11 protein-coding genes and 1 pseudogene are annotated in these 15,276 nt (G+C 66.7%); 1 reads left to right on the top strand and 11 read right to left on the bottom strand.

The window, feature by feature from the left end; translation table 11 throughout:
* Nucleotides 1-59: 59 nt before the first annotated feature.
* From folC to clpX, 9 genes and pseudogenes are all read right to left on the bottom strand, one after another.
* Nucleotides 60-1,475 carry a bifunctional tetrahydrofolate synthase/dihydrofolate synthase gene (gene folC, locus ACZYY4_RS03550; RefSeq protein ID WP_463808073.1) on the bottom strand — a complete coding sequence of 472 codons (1,416 nt, stop codon included), beginning with the start codon at nt 1,473-1,475 and terminating at the stop codon, nt 60-62.
* A complete protein-coding gene (locus ACZYY4_RS03545) occupies nt 1,472-4,141 on the bottom strand; it encodes a valine--tRNA ligase (protein WP_463808072.1) in 2,670 nt (889 codons plus the stop codon). Before ACZYY4_RS03545 ends, folC begins: the two co-directional genes overlap by 4 nt.
* Nucleotides 4,142-4,220: 79 nt before the next feature.
* Nucleotides 4,221-4,814 (bottom strand): DUF937 domain-containing protein, encoded by a 594-nt coding sequence (locus tag ACZYY4_RS03540; protein ID WP_463808071.1) that lies wholly within the window; start codon nt 4,812-4,814, stop codon nt 4,221-4,223.
* A gap of 98 nt (nt 4,815-4,912) precedes the next feature.
* Nucleotides 4,913-6,169, bottom strand: coding sequence for a saccharopine dehydrogenase family protein (locus tag ACZYY4_RS03535; RefSeq protein ID WP_463808070.1), 1,257 nt, complete (start codon nt 6,167-6,169; stop codon nt 4,913-4,915).
* Nucleotides 6,170-6,248: 79 nt separating this feature from the next.
* Nucleotides 6,249-6,482, bottom strand: a pseudogene (locus tag ACZYY4_RS03530) (transglycosylase family protein); the annotation flags it as partial.
* Nucleotides 6,483-7,551: 1,069 nt separating this feature from the next.
* Entirely contained in the window at nt 7,552-8,124 is a 573-nt protein-coding gene (gene mobA / locus ACZYY4_RS03525; RefSeq protein ID WP_463808069.1) for a molybdenum cofactor guanylyltransferase, read from the bottom strand.
* Nucleotides 8,125-8,128: 4 nt separating this feature from the next.
* On the bottom strand, nt 8,129-9,214 hold the full coding sequence (locus ACZYY4_RS03520) for a 2-oxoacid:ferredoxin oxidoreductase subunit beta (protein WP_463808068.1): 1,086 nt from the start codon (nt 9,212-9,214) through the stop codon (nt 8,129-8,131).
* The gene (locus tag ACZYY4_RS03515) at nt 9,211-11,151 is read right to left on the bottom strand and encodes a 2-oxoacid:acceptor oxidoreductase subunit alpha (RefSeq protein WP_463808067.1); all 1,941 of its coding nucleotides are present in this window, start codon (nt 11,149-11,151) and stop codon (nt 9,211-9,213) included. Before ACZYY4_RS03515 ends, ACZYY4_RS03520 begins: the two co-directional genes overlap by 4 nt.
* Before the next feature lie 288 nt (nt 11,152-11,439).
* The gene (gene clpX / locus ACZYY4_RS03510) at nt 11,440-12,723 is read right to left on the bottom strand and encodes an ATP-dependent Clp protease ATP-binding subunit ClpX (RefSeq protein WP_463808066.1); all 1,284 of its coding nucleotides are present in this window, start codon (nt 12,721-12,723) and stop codon (nt 11,440-11,442) included.
* Nucleotides 12,724-12,986: 263 nt separating this feature from the next.
* On the opposite strand from clpX, the gene mmuM reads away from it, so the two are divergent.
* The gene (mmuM, locus tag ACZYY4_RS03505; RefSeq protein WP_463808065.1) at nt 12,987-13,922 is read left to right on the top strand and encodes a homocysteine S-methyltransferase; all 936 of its coding nucleotides are present in this window, start codon (nt 12,987-12,989) and stop codon (nt 13,920-13,922) included.
* Between the two features lie 31 nt (nt 13,923-13,953).
* On the opposite strand, the gene clpP2 is transcribed toward mmuM, so the two are convergent.
* Nucleotides 13,954-14,586, bottom strand: coding sequence for an ATP-dependent CLP protease proteolytic subunit ClpP2 (gene clpP2 / locus ACZYY4_RS03500; protein WP_463808410.1), 633 nt, complete (start codon nt 14,584-14,586; stop codon nt 13,954-13,956).
* Nucleotides 14,587-14,597: 11 nt separating this feature from the next.
* The gene (locus ACZYY4_RS03495; protein ID WP_463808064.1) at nt 14,598-15,176 is read right to left on the bottom strand and encodes an ATP-dependent Clp protease proteolytic subunit; all 579 of its coding nucleotides are present in this window, start codon (nt 15,174-15,176) and stop codon (nt 14,598-14,600) included.
* Nucleotides 15,177-15,276 lie beyond the last annotated feature (100 nt).

The raw sequence follows: 15,276 nt of genomic DNA, 5'->3' as shown, positions 1-15,276 counted from the left end.
TCGTTGGCGTCCCCCTCGCCGCTGCGCGGCTGGGGGTGCCCCCACTGCATCGTCACCCGTCATGCCGGATCCTTCCCGAACATGGTGCGGGCGGCCCCGGCCGTGACCACCGAGCCGGTGATCACGATGCCGGTTCCCGCGGTTTCACCGTCGGAGTCGAACTCGTCGACCAGTGCTGTGGCGGTGTCGATGGCATCCTCGAGCGTCTCGGTGGTCACCACCCTGTCCTCCCCGAACCACCGTACCGCGGCCGCGGTCAGCGTCTCGACATCCAGAGCGCGCGGAGAACCGTTGTGGGTCACCACGATTCGATCAAATACTGGTTCCAGAGCGGCGAGAATGCCGCCGGCGTCCTTGTCGCTCAGCACGCTGATGACCCCGACCAGGAACCGGAAGTCGAAATCGTCGGTCAGGGCATGGGCCAGGACTGCGGCACCGGCAGGGTTGTGCGCGGCATCGACGAACACCGTGGGCGAGCTGCGCATCCGCTCCAGACGGCCGGGACTGCGCACCGCGGCGAAGCCGGCCCGAACCGCGTCGACGTCGAGCTGACGCTCTGCGCCAGCCCCGAAGAACGCCTCCACCGCCGCCAGCGCCAATACCGCGTTGTGGGCCTGGTGCTCACCGTGCAGCGGCAGGAACACATCCGAGTACACCCCGCCCAGGCCCTGCAGTTCCAGGAGCTGACCGCCGATCGCGAGTTGGCGGCTGCGTACCGCGAACTCCGAATTCTCCCGCGCCACCGCGGCGTCGGCGCGCACCGACTGGGCCAGCAGCACCTCCATCGCCTCGGGCACCTGCCGGGCGATCACCGCCACCGTGTCGGTCAGCTCATCCGACGAGCGGTGGATGATGCCGGCCTTCTCCTCGGCGATGCCGGCGATATCGTCGCCGAGGTAGTCGACGTGGTCGATGCCGATCGGGGTGATGACCGCGACCGGGGCGTCGACGACGTTGGTGGCGTCCCAGCGGCCGCCCATGCCGACCTCCACGACGGCGACGTCGATCGGGGCGTCGGCGAAGGCCGCAAACGCCATCCCCGTGAGCACCTCGAACTTGCTCATCGCAGGCCCATCGTCGGCCTGCGACGACGCATCGACCATCTGCACGAACGGCTCGATCTCGGCGTAGGTCTCGACATACTTAGCCGGGCTGATCGGAACGTCGTCGATCGCGATGCGCTCGACCGCGGATTGCAGATGCGGGCTGGTGGTGCGCCCGGTGCGGCGGTTGAACGCCGTCAGCAACGCGTCGATCATCCGCACCACCGAGGTCTTGCCGTTGGTGCCCGCCACGTGAATCGACGGATAGCCGCGCTGCGGCGAGCCGAGCAGTTCCAGCAGGGCGTTGATGCGGGTCAGGCTCGGTTCGATCTTGGTTTCGCCCCACCGCTGGTCGAGCAGATACTCGACCTGCAGCAGCGCCGCGATCTCGTCCGGTGTCGGCTCGGCGGCGCCTACCGGGTGATCGGTCATGCCAGGCCCGCGAGACGCACGGTGATCCGGTCCACTTCGTCGCGGGCCAACTGCTGACGTGCCCGGATCTTGTCGACCACCGCGTCCGGCGCCTTGGCCAGAAAAGCCTCGTTGCCGAGCTTTGCCGCAGTGGCAACCAGTTCCTTCTCCGCGGCCGCCAGGTCCTTTTCCAGGCGCCGCCGTTCGGCGGCGACATCGACGGTGCCGGAGGTGTCCAGTTCGACGACGACCGTGCTTCCCCCACCACCGGCCGAGCCCAGTCGCACCTCGACGGTGGCCGACGAGGCGAATCCCTCACCGGGCTCGGTCAACCAGGCCTGGGAGGCCACCGCTGCCACCTGGGTGGCCAGGTCGGCTTCGTCGACACCGCTCAGCCGGGCCGGAACCTTCTGTCGATCCCGCAGGCCCTGATCACTGCGGAACCGGCGCACCTCGGTCACCAACTTCTGCATGTCGGTGATCCGTTGTGCGGCAACCTGGTCCAGGACAATTCCGGACGGCTCGGGCCAGTCGGCGATCACCAGGGACTCCGCACCGGTGAGCTCGCGCCACAGGGTCTCGGTGACGAACGGAATCACCGGGTGCAGCAGCCTCAGCAGGGTGTCGAGCACCGCGGCCAGCACTGCGGTGGTGTGCGCAACCCCTTCTCCCAGCTGGGTTTTGGCCAGCTCGACATACCAGTCACAGAACTCGTCCCAGGCGAAGTGGTAGAGCGCCTCGCAGGCCCGGCCGAACTCGTAGCCCTCGAAGGCCGAATCCACTTCGGCGCGCACCTCTTCCAGCCGCCCCAGAATCCACCTGTCGGCATCAGTCAGCTCATCGGGGGCCGGCAATGGCGCCGGTCGCGCACCGTTGAGCAGAGCGAACCGGGTGGCGTTGAACAGCTTGGTGACGAAGTTACGAGACGCCCGGGCATGGTCCTCCCCGATCGACAGGTCGCCGCCGGGACTGGCACCGCGCGCCAGGGTGAACCGCAGGGCATCGGCTCCGAAGGTCTCCACCCAGTCCAGCGGGTCGATGCCATTGCCGCGGGACTTGCTCATCTTGCGACCGTGTTCGTCGCGGATCAGGCCATGCAGGAAGACATTCCGGAACGGAACCTGGGATCCGCGCGTTCCACCCGCGGTGAGCGCGTCGTCATCGCCGACGAAGGTGCCGAACATCATCATCCGGGCCACCCAGAAGAACAGGATGTCGTAGCCGGTCACCAAGACGGTGGTGGGATAGAACTTCTCCAGCTCGGGTGTGGCCTCCGGCCAGCCCATAGTGGAGAACGGCCACAGCGCCGAGGAGAACCAGGTGTCGAGCACGTCGGGATCCTGCTGCCAGCCCTCCGGCGGCGTCTCGTCCGGTCCGACGCACACCTTCTGCCCGTCCGGGCCATGCCAGATCGGGATGCGGTGGCCCCACCACAGCTGCCGGGAGATGCACCAGTCGTGCATGGCGTCGACCCAGCTGAACCAGCGCGGCTCAAGGTTTTTCGGATGGATGACGGTGTCGCCGTTGCGGACCGCATCGCCGGCCGCCTTGGCCAGCGACGACACATCGACCCACCACTGCATCGACAGCCGCGGCTCGATGATCTCGCCGCTGCGCTCGGAATGCCCCACGCTGTGCAGGTAGGGACGCTTCTCGGCGACGATGCGCCCTTCGGCGGCCAGCGATTCACGCACGGCGACCCGAGCCTCGAAGCGGTCCATGCCGTCGAACTGTGTTCCGGTGCCGGTGATCCGGCCCTTGGTGTCCAGGATCGTCGGCATCGCCAGCTGGTGCCGCAAGCCGATCTCGAAGTCGTTGGGGTCGTGGGCGGGGGTGACTTTGACGGCGCCGGTGCCGAATTCGGGGTCGACGTGCGCGTCGGCGACCACGAGGATCTCCCGGTCCAGGAAGGGGTGCGGCAAGCTGGTTCCGACCAGATCCCGGTATCGGTCATCGTCGGGGTGCACCGCAATCGCGGTGTCGCCGAGCATGGTCTCGAGCCGGGTGGTGGCCACGACGATATGAGGCTGTGCGTCGTCGGTCGAGCCGTAGCGGAACGACACCAGCTCGCCTTCGATGTCTTCGTACTTGACCTCGAGGTCGCTGATCGCGGTCTCCAGCACGGGCGACCAGTTGACCAGTCGCTCGGCCTGGTAGATCAGGCCCGCGTCATAGAGCCGTTTGAAGATGGTGCGGACCGCGCGCGACAGGCCGTCGTCCATGGTGAACCGTTCGCGGCTCCAATCCACCCCGTCGCCGATCCGGCGCATCTGCGTGCCGATGGTGCCGCCGGAGTCGCGCTTCCAATCCCACACCTGTTCGATGAAACGCTCACGCCCCAGCGCTTCCTTGGTCTGGCCCTCGGCGGCGAGCCGGCGCTCCACCACGCTCTGGGTGGCGATACCGGCGTGGTCCATGCCGGGCAGCCACAGCACCTCGTAGCCCTGCATTCGCTTGCGGCGGGTCAACGCGTCCATCAGGGTGTGGTCGAGCGCGTGGCCCATGTGCAGGCTGCCGGTGACGTTCGGCGGGGGAAGCACGATCGAATAGCCGGGCTTGGTACTGGCCGGATCCGCGGTGAAGTAGCCGGCATCCACCCAGCGCTGGTAGATCGCGTCCTCGACCGCACCCGGCTCCCACGATTTGGGCAGGTGATCGGCGTTGGCGGCGTTGGGGGTGACGGTCACCGCTCAATTCTAGGAATGACTGCCCGCAACGTGGACAAGCCCCCGGGCCGGGTGGGTCCGGGGGCTTGTGAACGACTGACTACTTCTTGCCGCCGAGCAGTCCGCCGAGGATGTCGCCGATGGCGCCGCCGGTCTTGCCACCGATCATGTTGCCCAGGATGCTGCCCATCGACTGGTTCTGGGCGCCGCCACCGGAGGCCGCGCCGCCCAGGATGCCGCCCAGGATGTCCCCGAGCCCGCCACCACCGGAAGCCTGCTGCTGGGCCGGCTCGGCCTTCTGGCCCGTCAGTTGCTTGCCGATGTAGGCGAGCACGATCGGCGCGATGATCGGGAGCAGCTTTTGCAGCAGGTCGTTGTTGCCCGCACCGGCGCCGGACAGGGCCGAGGCGACCTGGCTGGTGTCGTTTCCGCCGAAGATGGTCGAGATCACCTGCTGGCCTTCGGCCTGGTTGCTGCCGAGCGCGTTGTCCAGCAGCCCCTGGGCCGCGAAGCTGTTGGCCGTGTTGGCGATGTTGTCGGCCTCGCCCGGGTCCTGGGCGTTGTGGCTCAGTCCGCTGACCAGCACCGGCACCAGGGTGCGGATGGTGTTGTCCACTTCGCCCGAGTCGGCACCGAGCTTGTCGGCGATGTCCTGGATGGGAATCTGCGCGAAGAGATCGTCAAGGCCGGCCATGAGAGTTTCCACCTTCGTTGCTGGGTGCTGCTACGGGCAGCGGTCAAAAACGACACTAGCGGAAAGCTCGTCGCCGATACCGGCCAATTGCGCGCCGGTCAGCTCAGCCGGGAAACGTCCAAAGTCACACCCGCCGCGCGCAGCCGGACCAGCAGCGCATCACCCATCGCGGCCGCCGGGGTGAGCACCCCGTAATGGTCGGACAAGGCGTCGCGGTCCAGCGCCAGTGCCAGTGCGCTCTCGGCCAGCAGCACCGAGGTGGCCTGGTAGCCCGGGTCACCCTGCTGCGCCATGACAGCCAGGTAGCGGGCTCCGCTGCTGGTGGTGGTGTAGGTCTCGAGACGGTAGTAGCCGTTTTCACGCGTGCTTCGGCTGGGGCCGGTTCCCGGTTTGGGCAAGACCCGCTCGAGCAAACCGGACGGCAGCAGCCGGAAGAGGTGACCACCGAGTCCGAAGGTCACCTTGCCCAGCGCGGTCACGATTCCCGACAGCACAGGTGCCGCGGCCGACGATCCGGCACTCATGTGCTCGGCGTAGCGGAAACGACGGCCGTAGGCCCAGTCCAGCAATCCGTTGCTGCGCCGCACGATGCGGGTGTTGTAAGGCGCCATGGCGAAGCCGGCGGTCCAGATCCCATCCAGTTCCGGCGCGATGTCCCGGCCCCGGCGCCAGGTCAGGTCTGGTTCGGGACCCAACCGAGGTTCCGCGGACCGGTCGACACTGAGCGTGTGGGGATCGGAGAGCCGGCGCCGGGCCTCCGGGTCGCTGGAGACGGCGGTCAGTACTTCGATCATCGAGGCGAGGGTGCCGCCGGACACACCACCGGAGAAACCCCGCACAACGAGGTCGGTGTCCAGCAGATCGCCGGTGCCCTCGTCGCGGGCCGCCCGGTAGAGCGCATAGACGCTCATATCCGACGGGATGGAGTCGAAGCCGCAGGCGTGCACGATGCGCGCCCGGTTGTCGGCGGCCTGCTGGTGGTAGCCGTCGATGCTCTCCCGCACGAACGTCGCCTCGCCGGTGAGGTCGACGTAGTCGGTGCCCGCGGCGGCGCAGGCCGCGACCATGGGCAACCCATAACGGGTATAGGGGCCCACGGTGGTGATCAGCACTCGGGTACGAGCCGCCATCGCGTCCAGCGTCGCGGGCTTTTCGGTGTCGGCAACCACGATCGGCCAGTCCTTCGCCGCGGTACCGAGCTCGTCGTGGACCGCGCGCAGTCGCTCCGCGGAACGGCCCGCCAGCCCGATTCGGGCGTCACCGCCGGCACGGGACAGGTATTGGGCGGTCAGCTTCCCTGCGAAGCCGGTGGCTCCATAGACGATGACGTCGAACTCACGTGGCGTCTCAGACATGAGCGTGACGCTACCGCCGTACGGATCGGCAGACGGCGACGGCGCCGGGCTCATCGCCCGGCGCCGTCGTCTGGGAAGGTCAGCCGCGACGGCCGCAGACCGGCCACGCGCCGATGCCCTGGCTGCGCAGCACGTTCTCGGCCACCCGGATCTGCTCGGACCGGCTGGCGTTGTGCGGCATGCCGCTGCCGCCGTTGGCACGCCAGGTGCCCTGGTTGAACTGCAGGCCGCCGTAGTAGCCGTTACCGGTGTTGATCGACCAGTTACCGCCCGACTCGCAGGCCGCGACGGCGTCCCAGTTGACGCTGTCAGCCTTGGCGGTGGCGTCGGACAGTGCGACCGCGCCGGTGATCAGGGCCCCGGCAATCGCGGCCATGGTCAGGGGCTTGCGGACGTTCTTCAACATCGTTCCTTTCGCAGCGCGCGTTTCGAAGTGCCAATGGGTTGGCGTGCCTGGTTCTCCAGGCGGGAGTGGTCTTCGAGACGTGCCGTCTAGGTCGGGCACGACAGCGGGGGCAGCATCTGCCGGCCGGGTTCACACCCGGCACCGCGGAAGCATTCAGGGGCCGCCCGCGGCCCGCTCACACGCGGTTCCGTCGATTCATTTTGTTTGCCCGACATTCGGGCGAAAGGAAACTTACGAAATGTCCATGCGGGAAGTCCAACCGCATGACGGTGGTATTTCGGTCAGATAACGAAACCATCACGTCGCCAGTTCGAATGGTTGCAGCAGGTCAACAATGAATTTTGGCGTCTCGGGCGGTTCGCGCCACCGACCCCCGGTCGTGAGTCAAATCACGGGTATTTTGTGGCCTGGGCCACTGAGATCGCTGCGCTTTTCCGTCCAGGAAAGCCAGCGGACGCAAGTCGATTCGCCGCACGATGCGAATCCCAAACGCATCACAAGCCCCAACGAACTGCTGGTCATAGGCCTATGGCCTGCGCTATCGAGGGTGCGCCATCAGGTCGCGCGTATCGCCGGACGCGGGCGGCCCCGGGAATCCGCTCGGCTTGGATAATTGGCCGCGCCGTCCAGGATTTCCGTATCGGCCGGGAATCCGGTTCGCATTGCGGATCGGGAATTTCAGTCGATCGGCGCCATTCGCCCTCGTCTCGTTGCCGCTGGGCTAATCACCTTCTGCCGCAGTAGATTTCGATGCCGGATGCCCGCTCCACCAGAGTGGTCGCAATGTGCGTATCGACAGAAATAATGTGCGTATCTCACCGGCATAACACGGAGATTAATTTATACGGGTCGCGACACCGACAAATCCATTACTGCGGCCACCGAGCAATATTTGCTGCCCCTAGCTTGGACACGAACGCACACGAATGCTCGACTGTCTGGTTCGGGCCACTGAGGTTCGGTGACGCCGACCCGCTCACGACAGCCCGGCGACGTCCTCGGGCGAGTTGAGATTGGCCAGCGGCGTCGGATCGTCCAGTTCGATCCGCTGGACCTCAACCATGTCGACCAGTGCGCCCACCCGGCGCTCCCCGCCGGCGACCAGCGCATCGACTTTCTCGGCCAGCGCGGTGCGGTACACCGCCGCCAAGTAGTGGTCCCGGCCCGCCCGGGGCAACACGATGTCGGCGGGTGAGCACGTCCCGGCCAACCGGGCGATGAATTCTGGCGTCACAAACGGCATGTCGACCGCACAGACGAACGCGTGTTCCGCCCCGGCCTCCGCCGCGGCACGCAAGCCCAGGCCAAGCGCCGGCAGCGGCCCCAGCCCGGGCGCCTCGTCGCGCAATACCTGCGCGGACAACTCGGGTAACGCCTGCCCTTGGGCGGCCACCACGAAGACCGGATCGCAGCACTGTCCCGCTACCGATACCAGGTGCTCCACCAGGGTGCGGCCGTCGAAGCGGCCCGCCACGGTCAGGGTGGCCTTATCACGCCCCATCCGGCGCGAGGCGCCGCCGGCCAGCACGACACCGGCCAACCGGGTCATGACGTCAGGCGACGGTCCAGGTGTCGCGGCCACGCAGCAGCGCCTGGAGTGAGGCGGTGTCGTGCGGGGCAGCCTGCCGGGCTTCGGCGACCTGCGCGCGCGCCTGGTCGTCATAGGTGGGCTTGTTGACCTTGCGGAAGATCCCCATCGGGAAGTGCGACAGGTCCTGCTCGGAGAGCCGCGACAGCGCGAATGCGTAGGAGGAGTCGGCCAGAGTGGCGTCGTGCACGACGATCTGGTCGGCCGAAACGTTGGCGGTCTTGGCGACCTCCAGCCCGTAGCCGGTCTTAATCACGCAGTACTCACCCTCGACGCCGAAGATGACCCGCTCGCCCTGCCGGACGTTGATGAGGCGGTTCTCCGCACCCTCCTTGCGCAGCAGGTCGAAGGAGCCATCGTTGAAGACCGGGCAATCCTGCAGGATCTCCACCAGCGCCGAACCGCGGTGCTCCATCGCCCCCCGCAACACCTCGGTGAGGCCCTTGCGGTCGGAGTCCAGGGCGCGCCCGACGAACGTCGCTTCGGCGCCGATCGCCAGCGAAACCGGGTTGAACGGGTTGTCCAGCGAACCGAACGGCGTCGACTTGGTGATCTTGCCGGTCTCCGACGTCGGCGAGTACTGGCCCTTGGTCAGGCCGTAGATCCGGTTGTTGAACAGCAGGATGGTGATGTTGACGTTGCGGCGCAGCGTGTGGATCAGGTGGTTACCGCCGATCGACAGCGCGTCGCCGTCACCGGTGATCAGGAAGACCTTCAGGTCTTCGCGGGCGGTCGCCAGCCCAGTGGCGAACGTCGGGCCGCGGCCGTGAATCGAGTGCACGCCATAGGTGTTCATGTAGTACGGGAAGCGGCTGGAGCAGCCGATACCGCTGACGAACACCACGTTCTCCCGGCGCAGCCCCAGCTCGGGAAGGAAGTTGCGCATCGTGTTGAGGATGGCGTAGTCGCCACACCCGGGGCACCAGCGCACCTCCTGGTCGGAGGTGAAGTCCTTGGACTTCTGCGGCTCGTCGGTGGTGGGCACCCCGCTCAGGGCGGTCAGCCCCAGCTCGGTGCCGACCAGAGATTCCGTTGTCAGATCTGCGGTCATGAATTCGCTCCTGCTGTACCCGCAATGGTAACTGCCGCGGCCTTGGCCAGCGACGCCTTCTCGTTCTCGCGCGCGGCCAGTGTCCCGGACAGCGCGTCGTCGATGATCCCCTCGACCTCTTCGGCGAGGAAGGCCTTGCCGGCCACCTTGGTCACCGACTGGACGTCCACGAGGTAGCGGCCGCGCAGCAACAGCGCCAGCTGACCCAGGTTCATCTCCGGCAGCACGACCTTGGGGTAACGCCGCAGCACCTCGCCCAGGTTGGCCGGCAGCGGGTTGAGGTAGCGCAGGTGCGCCTGCGCGACCTTGACGCCGCCGCGCCGGACCCGCCGGCACGCCTCCGCGATCGGACCATACGAACTGCCCCAACCGAGCAACAGCAGTTCGGCGTCCCCGGTCGGGTCGTCGACGACCAGGTCGGGAACCTTGATGCCGTCGATCTTGGCCTGGCGCAGTCGCACCATCAGATCGTGGTTGGCCGGCTCGTAGGAGATCTCCCCGGAACCGTTGGCCTTCTCCAGCCCACCGATCCGGTGCTCGAGGCCCGGGGTGCCCGGAATGGCGAACTGCCGGGCCAGGGTCTCCGGGTCGCGGGCGTAGGGCGCGAAGTCCTCGCCCGCCTTGGCCAGATTGCGCTCGATCGGCTCCATCGAGCTGATGTCGGGGATGCGCCACGGCTCGGACCCGTTGGCGATCGCCCCATCGGAGAGCAGCACTACCGGGGTGCGGTAGGCCAGGGCGATCCGCACGGCCTCGATGGCGACGTCGAAGCAGTCCGACGGCGTGCAGGGTGCCAGCACCGCGACCGGCGACTCACCGTTGCGGCCGTACAGCGCCTGCATCAGGTCGGCCTGCTCGGTCTTGGTCGGCAGGCCGGTCGACGGGCCACCGCGTTGGACATTGATCAACAGCAACGGCAACTCGGTCATCACGGCCAAGCCCAGCGCCTCGGCCTTGAGGGCCAGCCCCGGGCCGGAGGTGCTGGTGACGCCCAGCGCACCGCCGTAGGAGGCGCCGATCGCCGCGCCGATACCGGCGATCTCGTCTTCGGCCTGGAAGGTCAGCACGTTGAAGTTCTTGTGCTTGGACAACTCGTGCAGGATGTCGGAGGCCGGGGTGATCGGGTAGGTCCCCAACAGCACCTGGGTCTCGGCCAACTGGCCGGCGACGATGACACCGTAGGCCAGCGCGGTGTTCCCCGAGATCTGGCGGTACTCGCCCGGCGGCAGCTTGGCCGGCGAGATCTCGTAGGTGGTGCCGAACGCCTCGGTGGTCTCGCCATAGTTCCAGCCCGCCTTGAGCGCCAGCACATTGGCCTCGGCGACGTCGGGCTTCTTGGCGAACTTCTCCCGAATGAAACGCTCGCTGCTCTCCAGTTCCCGGCCGTACATCCAGGACAACAGGCCCAGCGCGAACATGTTCTTGGCGCGGGCGCCGTCCTTCTTGGTCGCGCCGATCACCTCTACCGCGCCCAGCGTCAGGGAGGTCATCGCGACCGGGACCACCACGTAGTCGGAGAGTTCCTCGGTCTCCAGCGGGTTGGCCTCGTAACCGATCTTGGCCAGGTTGCGCTTGGTGAACTCGTCGGAGTTGACAATCACCATGCCGCCGCGGGGCAGGTCACCGATGTTGGCTTTCAGTGCCGCGGGGTTCATCGCCACCAGCACGTCGGGGCGGTCACCGGCGGTCAGGATGTCGAAGTCGGCGATCTGGATCTGGAACGACGACACGCCGGGCAAGGTGCCCTGAGGTGCGCGGATCTCAGCCGGGTAGTTCGGCTGGGTGGCCAGGTCGTTTCCGAACAGCGCCGCCTCGGAGGTGAAGCGATCGCCGGTGAGCTGCATGCCGTCACCGGAGTCCCCGGCGAAACGGATCACGACTTTCTCGAGTTTTTGACGCCCGGGCGCCGACCCGGCTCCGTTACCGCTCGGACCCACGGCCCCGCCTTCCATCACTATCTACCCGGGCCCGCACAGCGCGGCTGGCGCACCCATACATTTTTCTGTCACTGGCAGTACCGATTATTGCACCGTCCTTAGAGACGGTTCGACGCCACACCGTGTCGGAACCCCACCGAGTGACCGTCAAACCCCGACGTCACGGTGCGGTTCTCGGTCAACTTCCGGGGTAAATGTGGTTTTGGTCACGTCTGACGACAGGCCAACTTTAAGAAAAGTTTGCTACCGGCGAGTAACCATCGGCGGCGCGGTTGGCGCCGCCCCGAATCAGGCGCTCTTGTCGCGACGCTCGGTGCGTGACGTCTTGCGCGGCACGATGGTCGGCAGCACGTTGTCCTGCACCGTTTCCTTGGTCACCACGACCTTGGCGACGTCGTTGCGGCTGGGGATGTCGTACATCACCGGCAGCAGCACTTCTTCCATGATCGCCCGCAGACCGCGCGCCCCGGTGCCCCGGTGGATGGCCTGATCGGCGATCGCCTCCAGCGCGTCTGCGCTGAACTCCAGTTCCACCCCGTCCATCTCGAACAGTCGGGTGTACTGCTTGACCAGAGCGTTCTTCGGCTCCGAGAGGATCTTGACCAATGACTCCATGTCGAGGTTGGTCACCGAGGCCACCACCGGAAGCCGGCCGATGAACTCGGGAATCAATCCGAACTTGATGAGGTCTTCGGGCATCACCTCGGCGAAGTGGTCGACGGTGTCGGCCTCCGCCTTGGAGCGGACCTCGGCGCCAAAACCCAAGCCGCGCTTACCAACCCGGTCGGAGACGATCTTCTCCAACCCGGCGAACGCCCCGGCGACGATGAACAACACGTTGGTGGTGTCGATCTGGATGAACTCCTGGTGCGGGTGCTTGCGGCCGCCCTGCGGCGGAACCGACGCCTGGGTGCCCTCCAGGATCTTCAGCAGCGCCTGCTGCACGCCCTCACCCGAGACATCGCGGGTGATCGACGGGTTCTCGCTCTTGCGGGCGATCTTGTCGACCTCGTCGATGTAGACGATGCCGGTCTCGGCGCGCTTGACGTCGTAGTCGGCGGCCTGAATCAGCTTGAGCAGAATGTTCTCCACGTCCTCACCGACGTAGCCCGCCTCGGTGAGTGCCGTCGCATCCGCTATAGCGAACGGGACATTGAGCATCTTGGCCAGCGTCTGGGCCAGATAAGTCTTGCCACAGCCGGTGGGGCCGAGCATCAAAATGTTGGACTTGGTCAGCTCTACCGGCTCACCGGAACGGGAATCGCGACTCTTCTCGCCGGCCTGGATGCGCTTGTAGTGGTTGTAGACAGCCACCGCCAACGTGCGCTTGGCCGTGTCCTGACCGATGACGTAGCCCTCCAGGAAGTCCCGGATCTCAGCGGGCTTGGGCAGCTCGTCGAGCTTGACGTCGTCGGCGTCGGCCAGCTCCTCTTCGATGATCTCGTTGCAGAGGTCGATGCATTCATCGCAGATGTAGACGCCCGGACCCGCAATGAGCTTCTTGACCTGCTTCTGGCTCTTCCCGCAGAACGAACATTTCAGCAAGTCACCGCCGTCTCCGATGCGCGCCATGGTGCGTTAGGACCTACTTCCTGTTCGCCGTCTGTCGTCGGGGTACCGGTGTCTGGCCCCGACGCTACCCGCTCGTTCCTGTGCGAGGCGACCGATAAGGCCGAATCGCGTCGTTGGTATTCGTTACCGGTCCCGCCTGGGCCGGTCTGCTCCAAGAAGATATCGTCCGAACCCCCATACCCGGCGCGTGACGCGCTGGCGTGGCGTGAGCGTGTCGTCGGCGTTACCCGGCTGTGAGACGGGCGACGTTACGGAGCCCTACAGTGGCGAACGTGGGCTTCGCCGTGCCCGACGATACCGTGATCGTCACCGATGGCGGGCTGGCCACCGAACTGGAAGCCCGCGGTGCCGACCTTTCGGATCCGCTGTGGTCGGCCCGATTGCTGCTCGACGCGCCCGGGGACATCACCGCCGTGCACGCCGCCTTCTTCGCCGCCGGCGCAATGATCGCGACCACCGCCAGCTACCAGGCGAACTTCGATGGTTTCGCCGCCCGCGGAATCGACCATCGTGGCGCGGTGGCGCTGCTCCGCCGCAGTGTGGAACTGGCCCGCTCGGCCGGCCTGGCCACCGGTGACGACGGCGGTGGCACCGCACGCTGGGTGGCCGCCTCCGTCGGCCCATACGGCGCAGCGCGCGCCGACGGCTCGGAATACCTTGGCCTCTACGGGCTTTCGGTCTCCGACCTGACAGCCTGGCACCGGCCCCGGCTGGAGGTGCTGGCCGACGCCGGGGCCGATGTGCTGGCGTTGGAAACCGTGCCGGACATCGACGAGGCCGACGCCCTGGTGGGGTTGATACGCGAGGCGAATGTGCCGGCCTGGCTCAGCTACACCATCGACGGCGCTTCGACCCGCGCCGGGCAATCACTCGCGGAGGCCTTCGCCGTCGCCGCGGGGGTGCCACAGATCGTCGCGGTCGGGGTGAACTGCTGTGCCCCGGACGACGTCCTGCCGGCCATCGAGATCGCCCGCGCGGTCACCGGCAAGCCGGTGATCGTCTATCCCAACAGTGGGGAGAGTTGGGACACCGACCGACGGCGCTGGACCGGGTCGGCGCGCTTCTCCCCCTCGCTGGTGCCGCAGTGGGTGGCCGCCGGAGCGCGCATCGTCGGTGGCTGTTGCCGGGTGAGCCCGGCCGACATCAGCGCGGTTGCCGCAGCCGTCGACTCTGCGGATATGGCGCAAGAGTTCGAGTAGGTCGCGCCCTGGCCGCAGAGTCAGCGAGACGTCAGGCGGTCTGCGCCGAGAGCTTGCGGTACTCCAGGACCGTGTCGATGATCCCGTATTCCTTGGCGTCCGCGGCGGTGAGGATCTTGTCCCGGTCGGTGTCCTTGCGGATCACCTCGGGGTCCTTGCCGGTGTGGCGGGCCAGGGTGGACTCCATCAGGGTCCGCATCCGCTCGATCTCGGCGGCCTGGATCTCCAGATCGGAGAACTGCCCCTGGATCACCCCGGACAGCGACGGCTGGTGAATCAGCACCCGGGCGTTGGGCAGCGCCATCCGCTTGCCCGGTGTGCCCGCCGCCAGCAACACCGCGGCGGCCGAGGCCGCCTGGCCCAGGCACACGGTCTGGATGTCGGCCCGCACGTACTGCATGGTGTCGTAGATCGCCATCAGCGAGGTGAAGGAGCCGCCCGGGGAGTTGATGTACATGGTGATGTCGCGGTCCGGATCCAGCGATTCCAGCACCAGCAACTGGGCCATGATGTCGTTGGCCGAGGCGTCGTCGACCTGCACGCCCAGGAAGATGATCCGCTCTTCGAACAGCTTGTTGTACGGGTTGGACTCCTTGACGCCCCAACTGGAGTGCTCGACGAACGACGGAAGGATGTAGCGCGCCTGCGGCTGGATTGCCGCCATAGTTTCAAAGTTCATTTTGCGGCTCCGTTGGTGTGGGCGCGGGTGATGATGTGGTCGACGAAGCCGTATTCCAGGGCTTCGGGGGCGGTGAACCAGCGGTCGCGGTCGGAGTCGGCCTCGATGCGCTCGATCGGCTGGCCGGTGAATTCGGCGTTGAGCCGGAACATCTCCTTCTTGATGACGGCGAACTGCTCGGCCTGGATCGCGATGTCGGCAGCGCTGCCGGTCACCCCGCCGAGTGGCTGGTGCATCAGGATCCGCGCGTGTGGCAGGGCGTAGCGCTTGCCCTTGGTGCCCGCCGCGAGCAGGAACTCGCCCATCGAGGCGGCCATCCCCATCGCGTAGGTGGCGACGTCACACGGCGCCAGCACCATGGTGTCGTAGATCGCCATCCCGGCGCTGATCGAACCGCCCGGGGAGTTGATGTAGAGCGAGATGTCCTTGGTCGGATCCTCGGCGGCCAGCAGCAGGATCTGGGCGCACAACCGGTTGGCGATGTCATCGTCCACCTGCGAGCCCAGGAAGATGATGCGTTCTCGCAGCAGACGCTCGTATACGGAGTCGACGAGATTCAGACCGGGCTGGCTCACAGTGGGATACCTGCTTTCTCGAGATTCATATGCCGAGACCTGTTTAAGACCCTAACCAACCGGCGCCGCTGTAGGCGGCCAGAACCGGCTTCGTTCGCTT

The organism is Mycobacterium sp. IDUB_21, from assembly GCF_055419425.1.
Note: the sequence above shows the minus strand (reverse complement) of the source record. Positions and strands in the feature narration are given on the sequence as shown.

What these genes read in the sequence shown, in the direction of transcription:
- folC (WP_463808073.1), bottom strand. Translation starts at nt 1,475, where the DNA reads ATGACCGATCACCCGGTAGGCGCCGCCGAGCCGACACCGGACGAGATC.
- ACZYY4_RS03540 (WP_463808071.1), bottom strand. Translation starts at nt 4,814, where the DNA reads ATGGCCGGCCTTGACGATCTCTTCGCGCAGATTCCCATCCAGGACATC.
- ACZYY4_RS03535 (WP_463808070.1), bottom strand. Translation starts at nt 6,169, where the DNA reads ATGTCTGAGACGCCACGTGAGTTCGACGTCATCGTCTATGGAGCCACC.
- mobA (WP_463808069.1), bottom strand. Translation starts at nt 8,124, where the DNA reads ATGACCCGGTTGGCCGGTGTCGTGCTGGCCGGCGGCGCCTCGCGCCGG.
- ACZYY4_RS03520 (WP_463808068.1), bottom strand. Translation starts at nt 9,214, where the DNA reads ATGACCGCAGATCTGACAACGGAATCTCTGGTCGGCACCGAGCTGGGG.
- clpX (WP_463808066.1), bottom strand. Translation starts at nt 12,723, where the DNA reads ATGGCGCGCATCGGAGACGGCGGTGACTTGCTGAAATGTTCGTTCTGC.
- clpP2 (WP_463808410.1), bottom strand. Translation starts at nt 14,586, where the DNA reads ATGGCGGCAATCCAGCCGCAGGCGCGCTACATCCTTCCGTCGTTCGTC.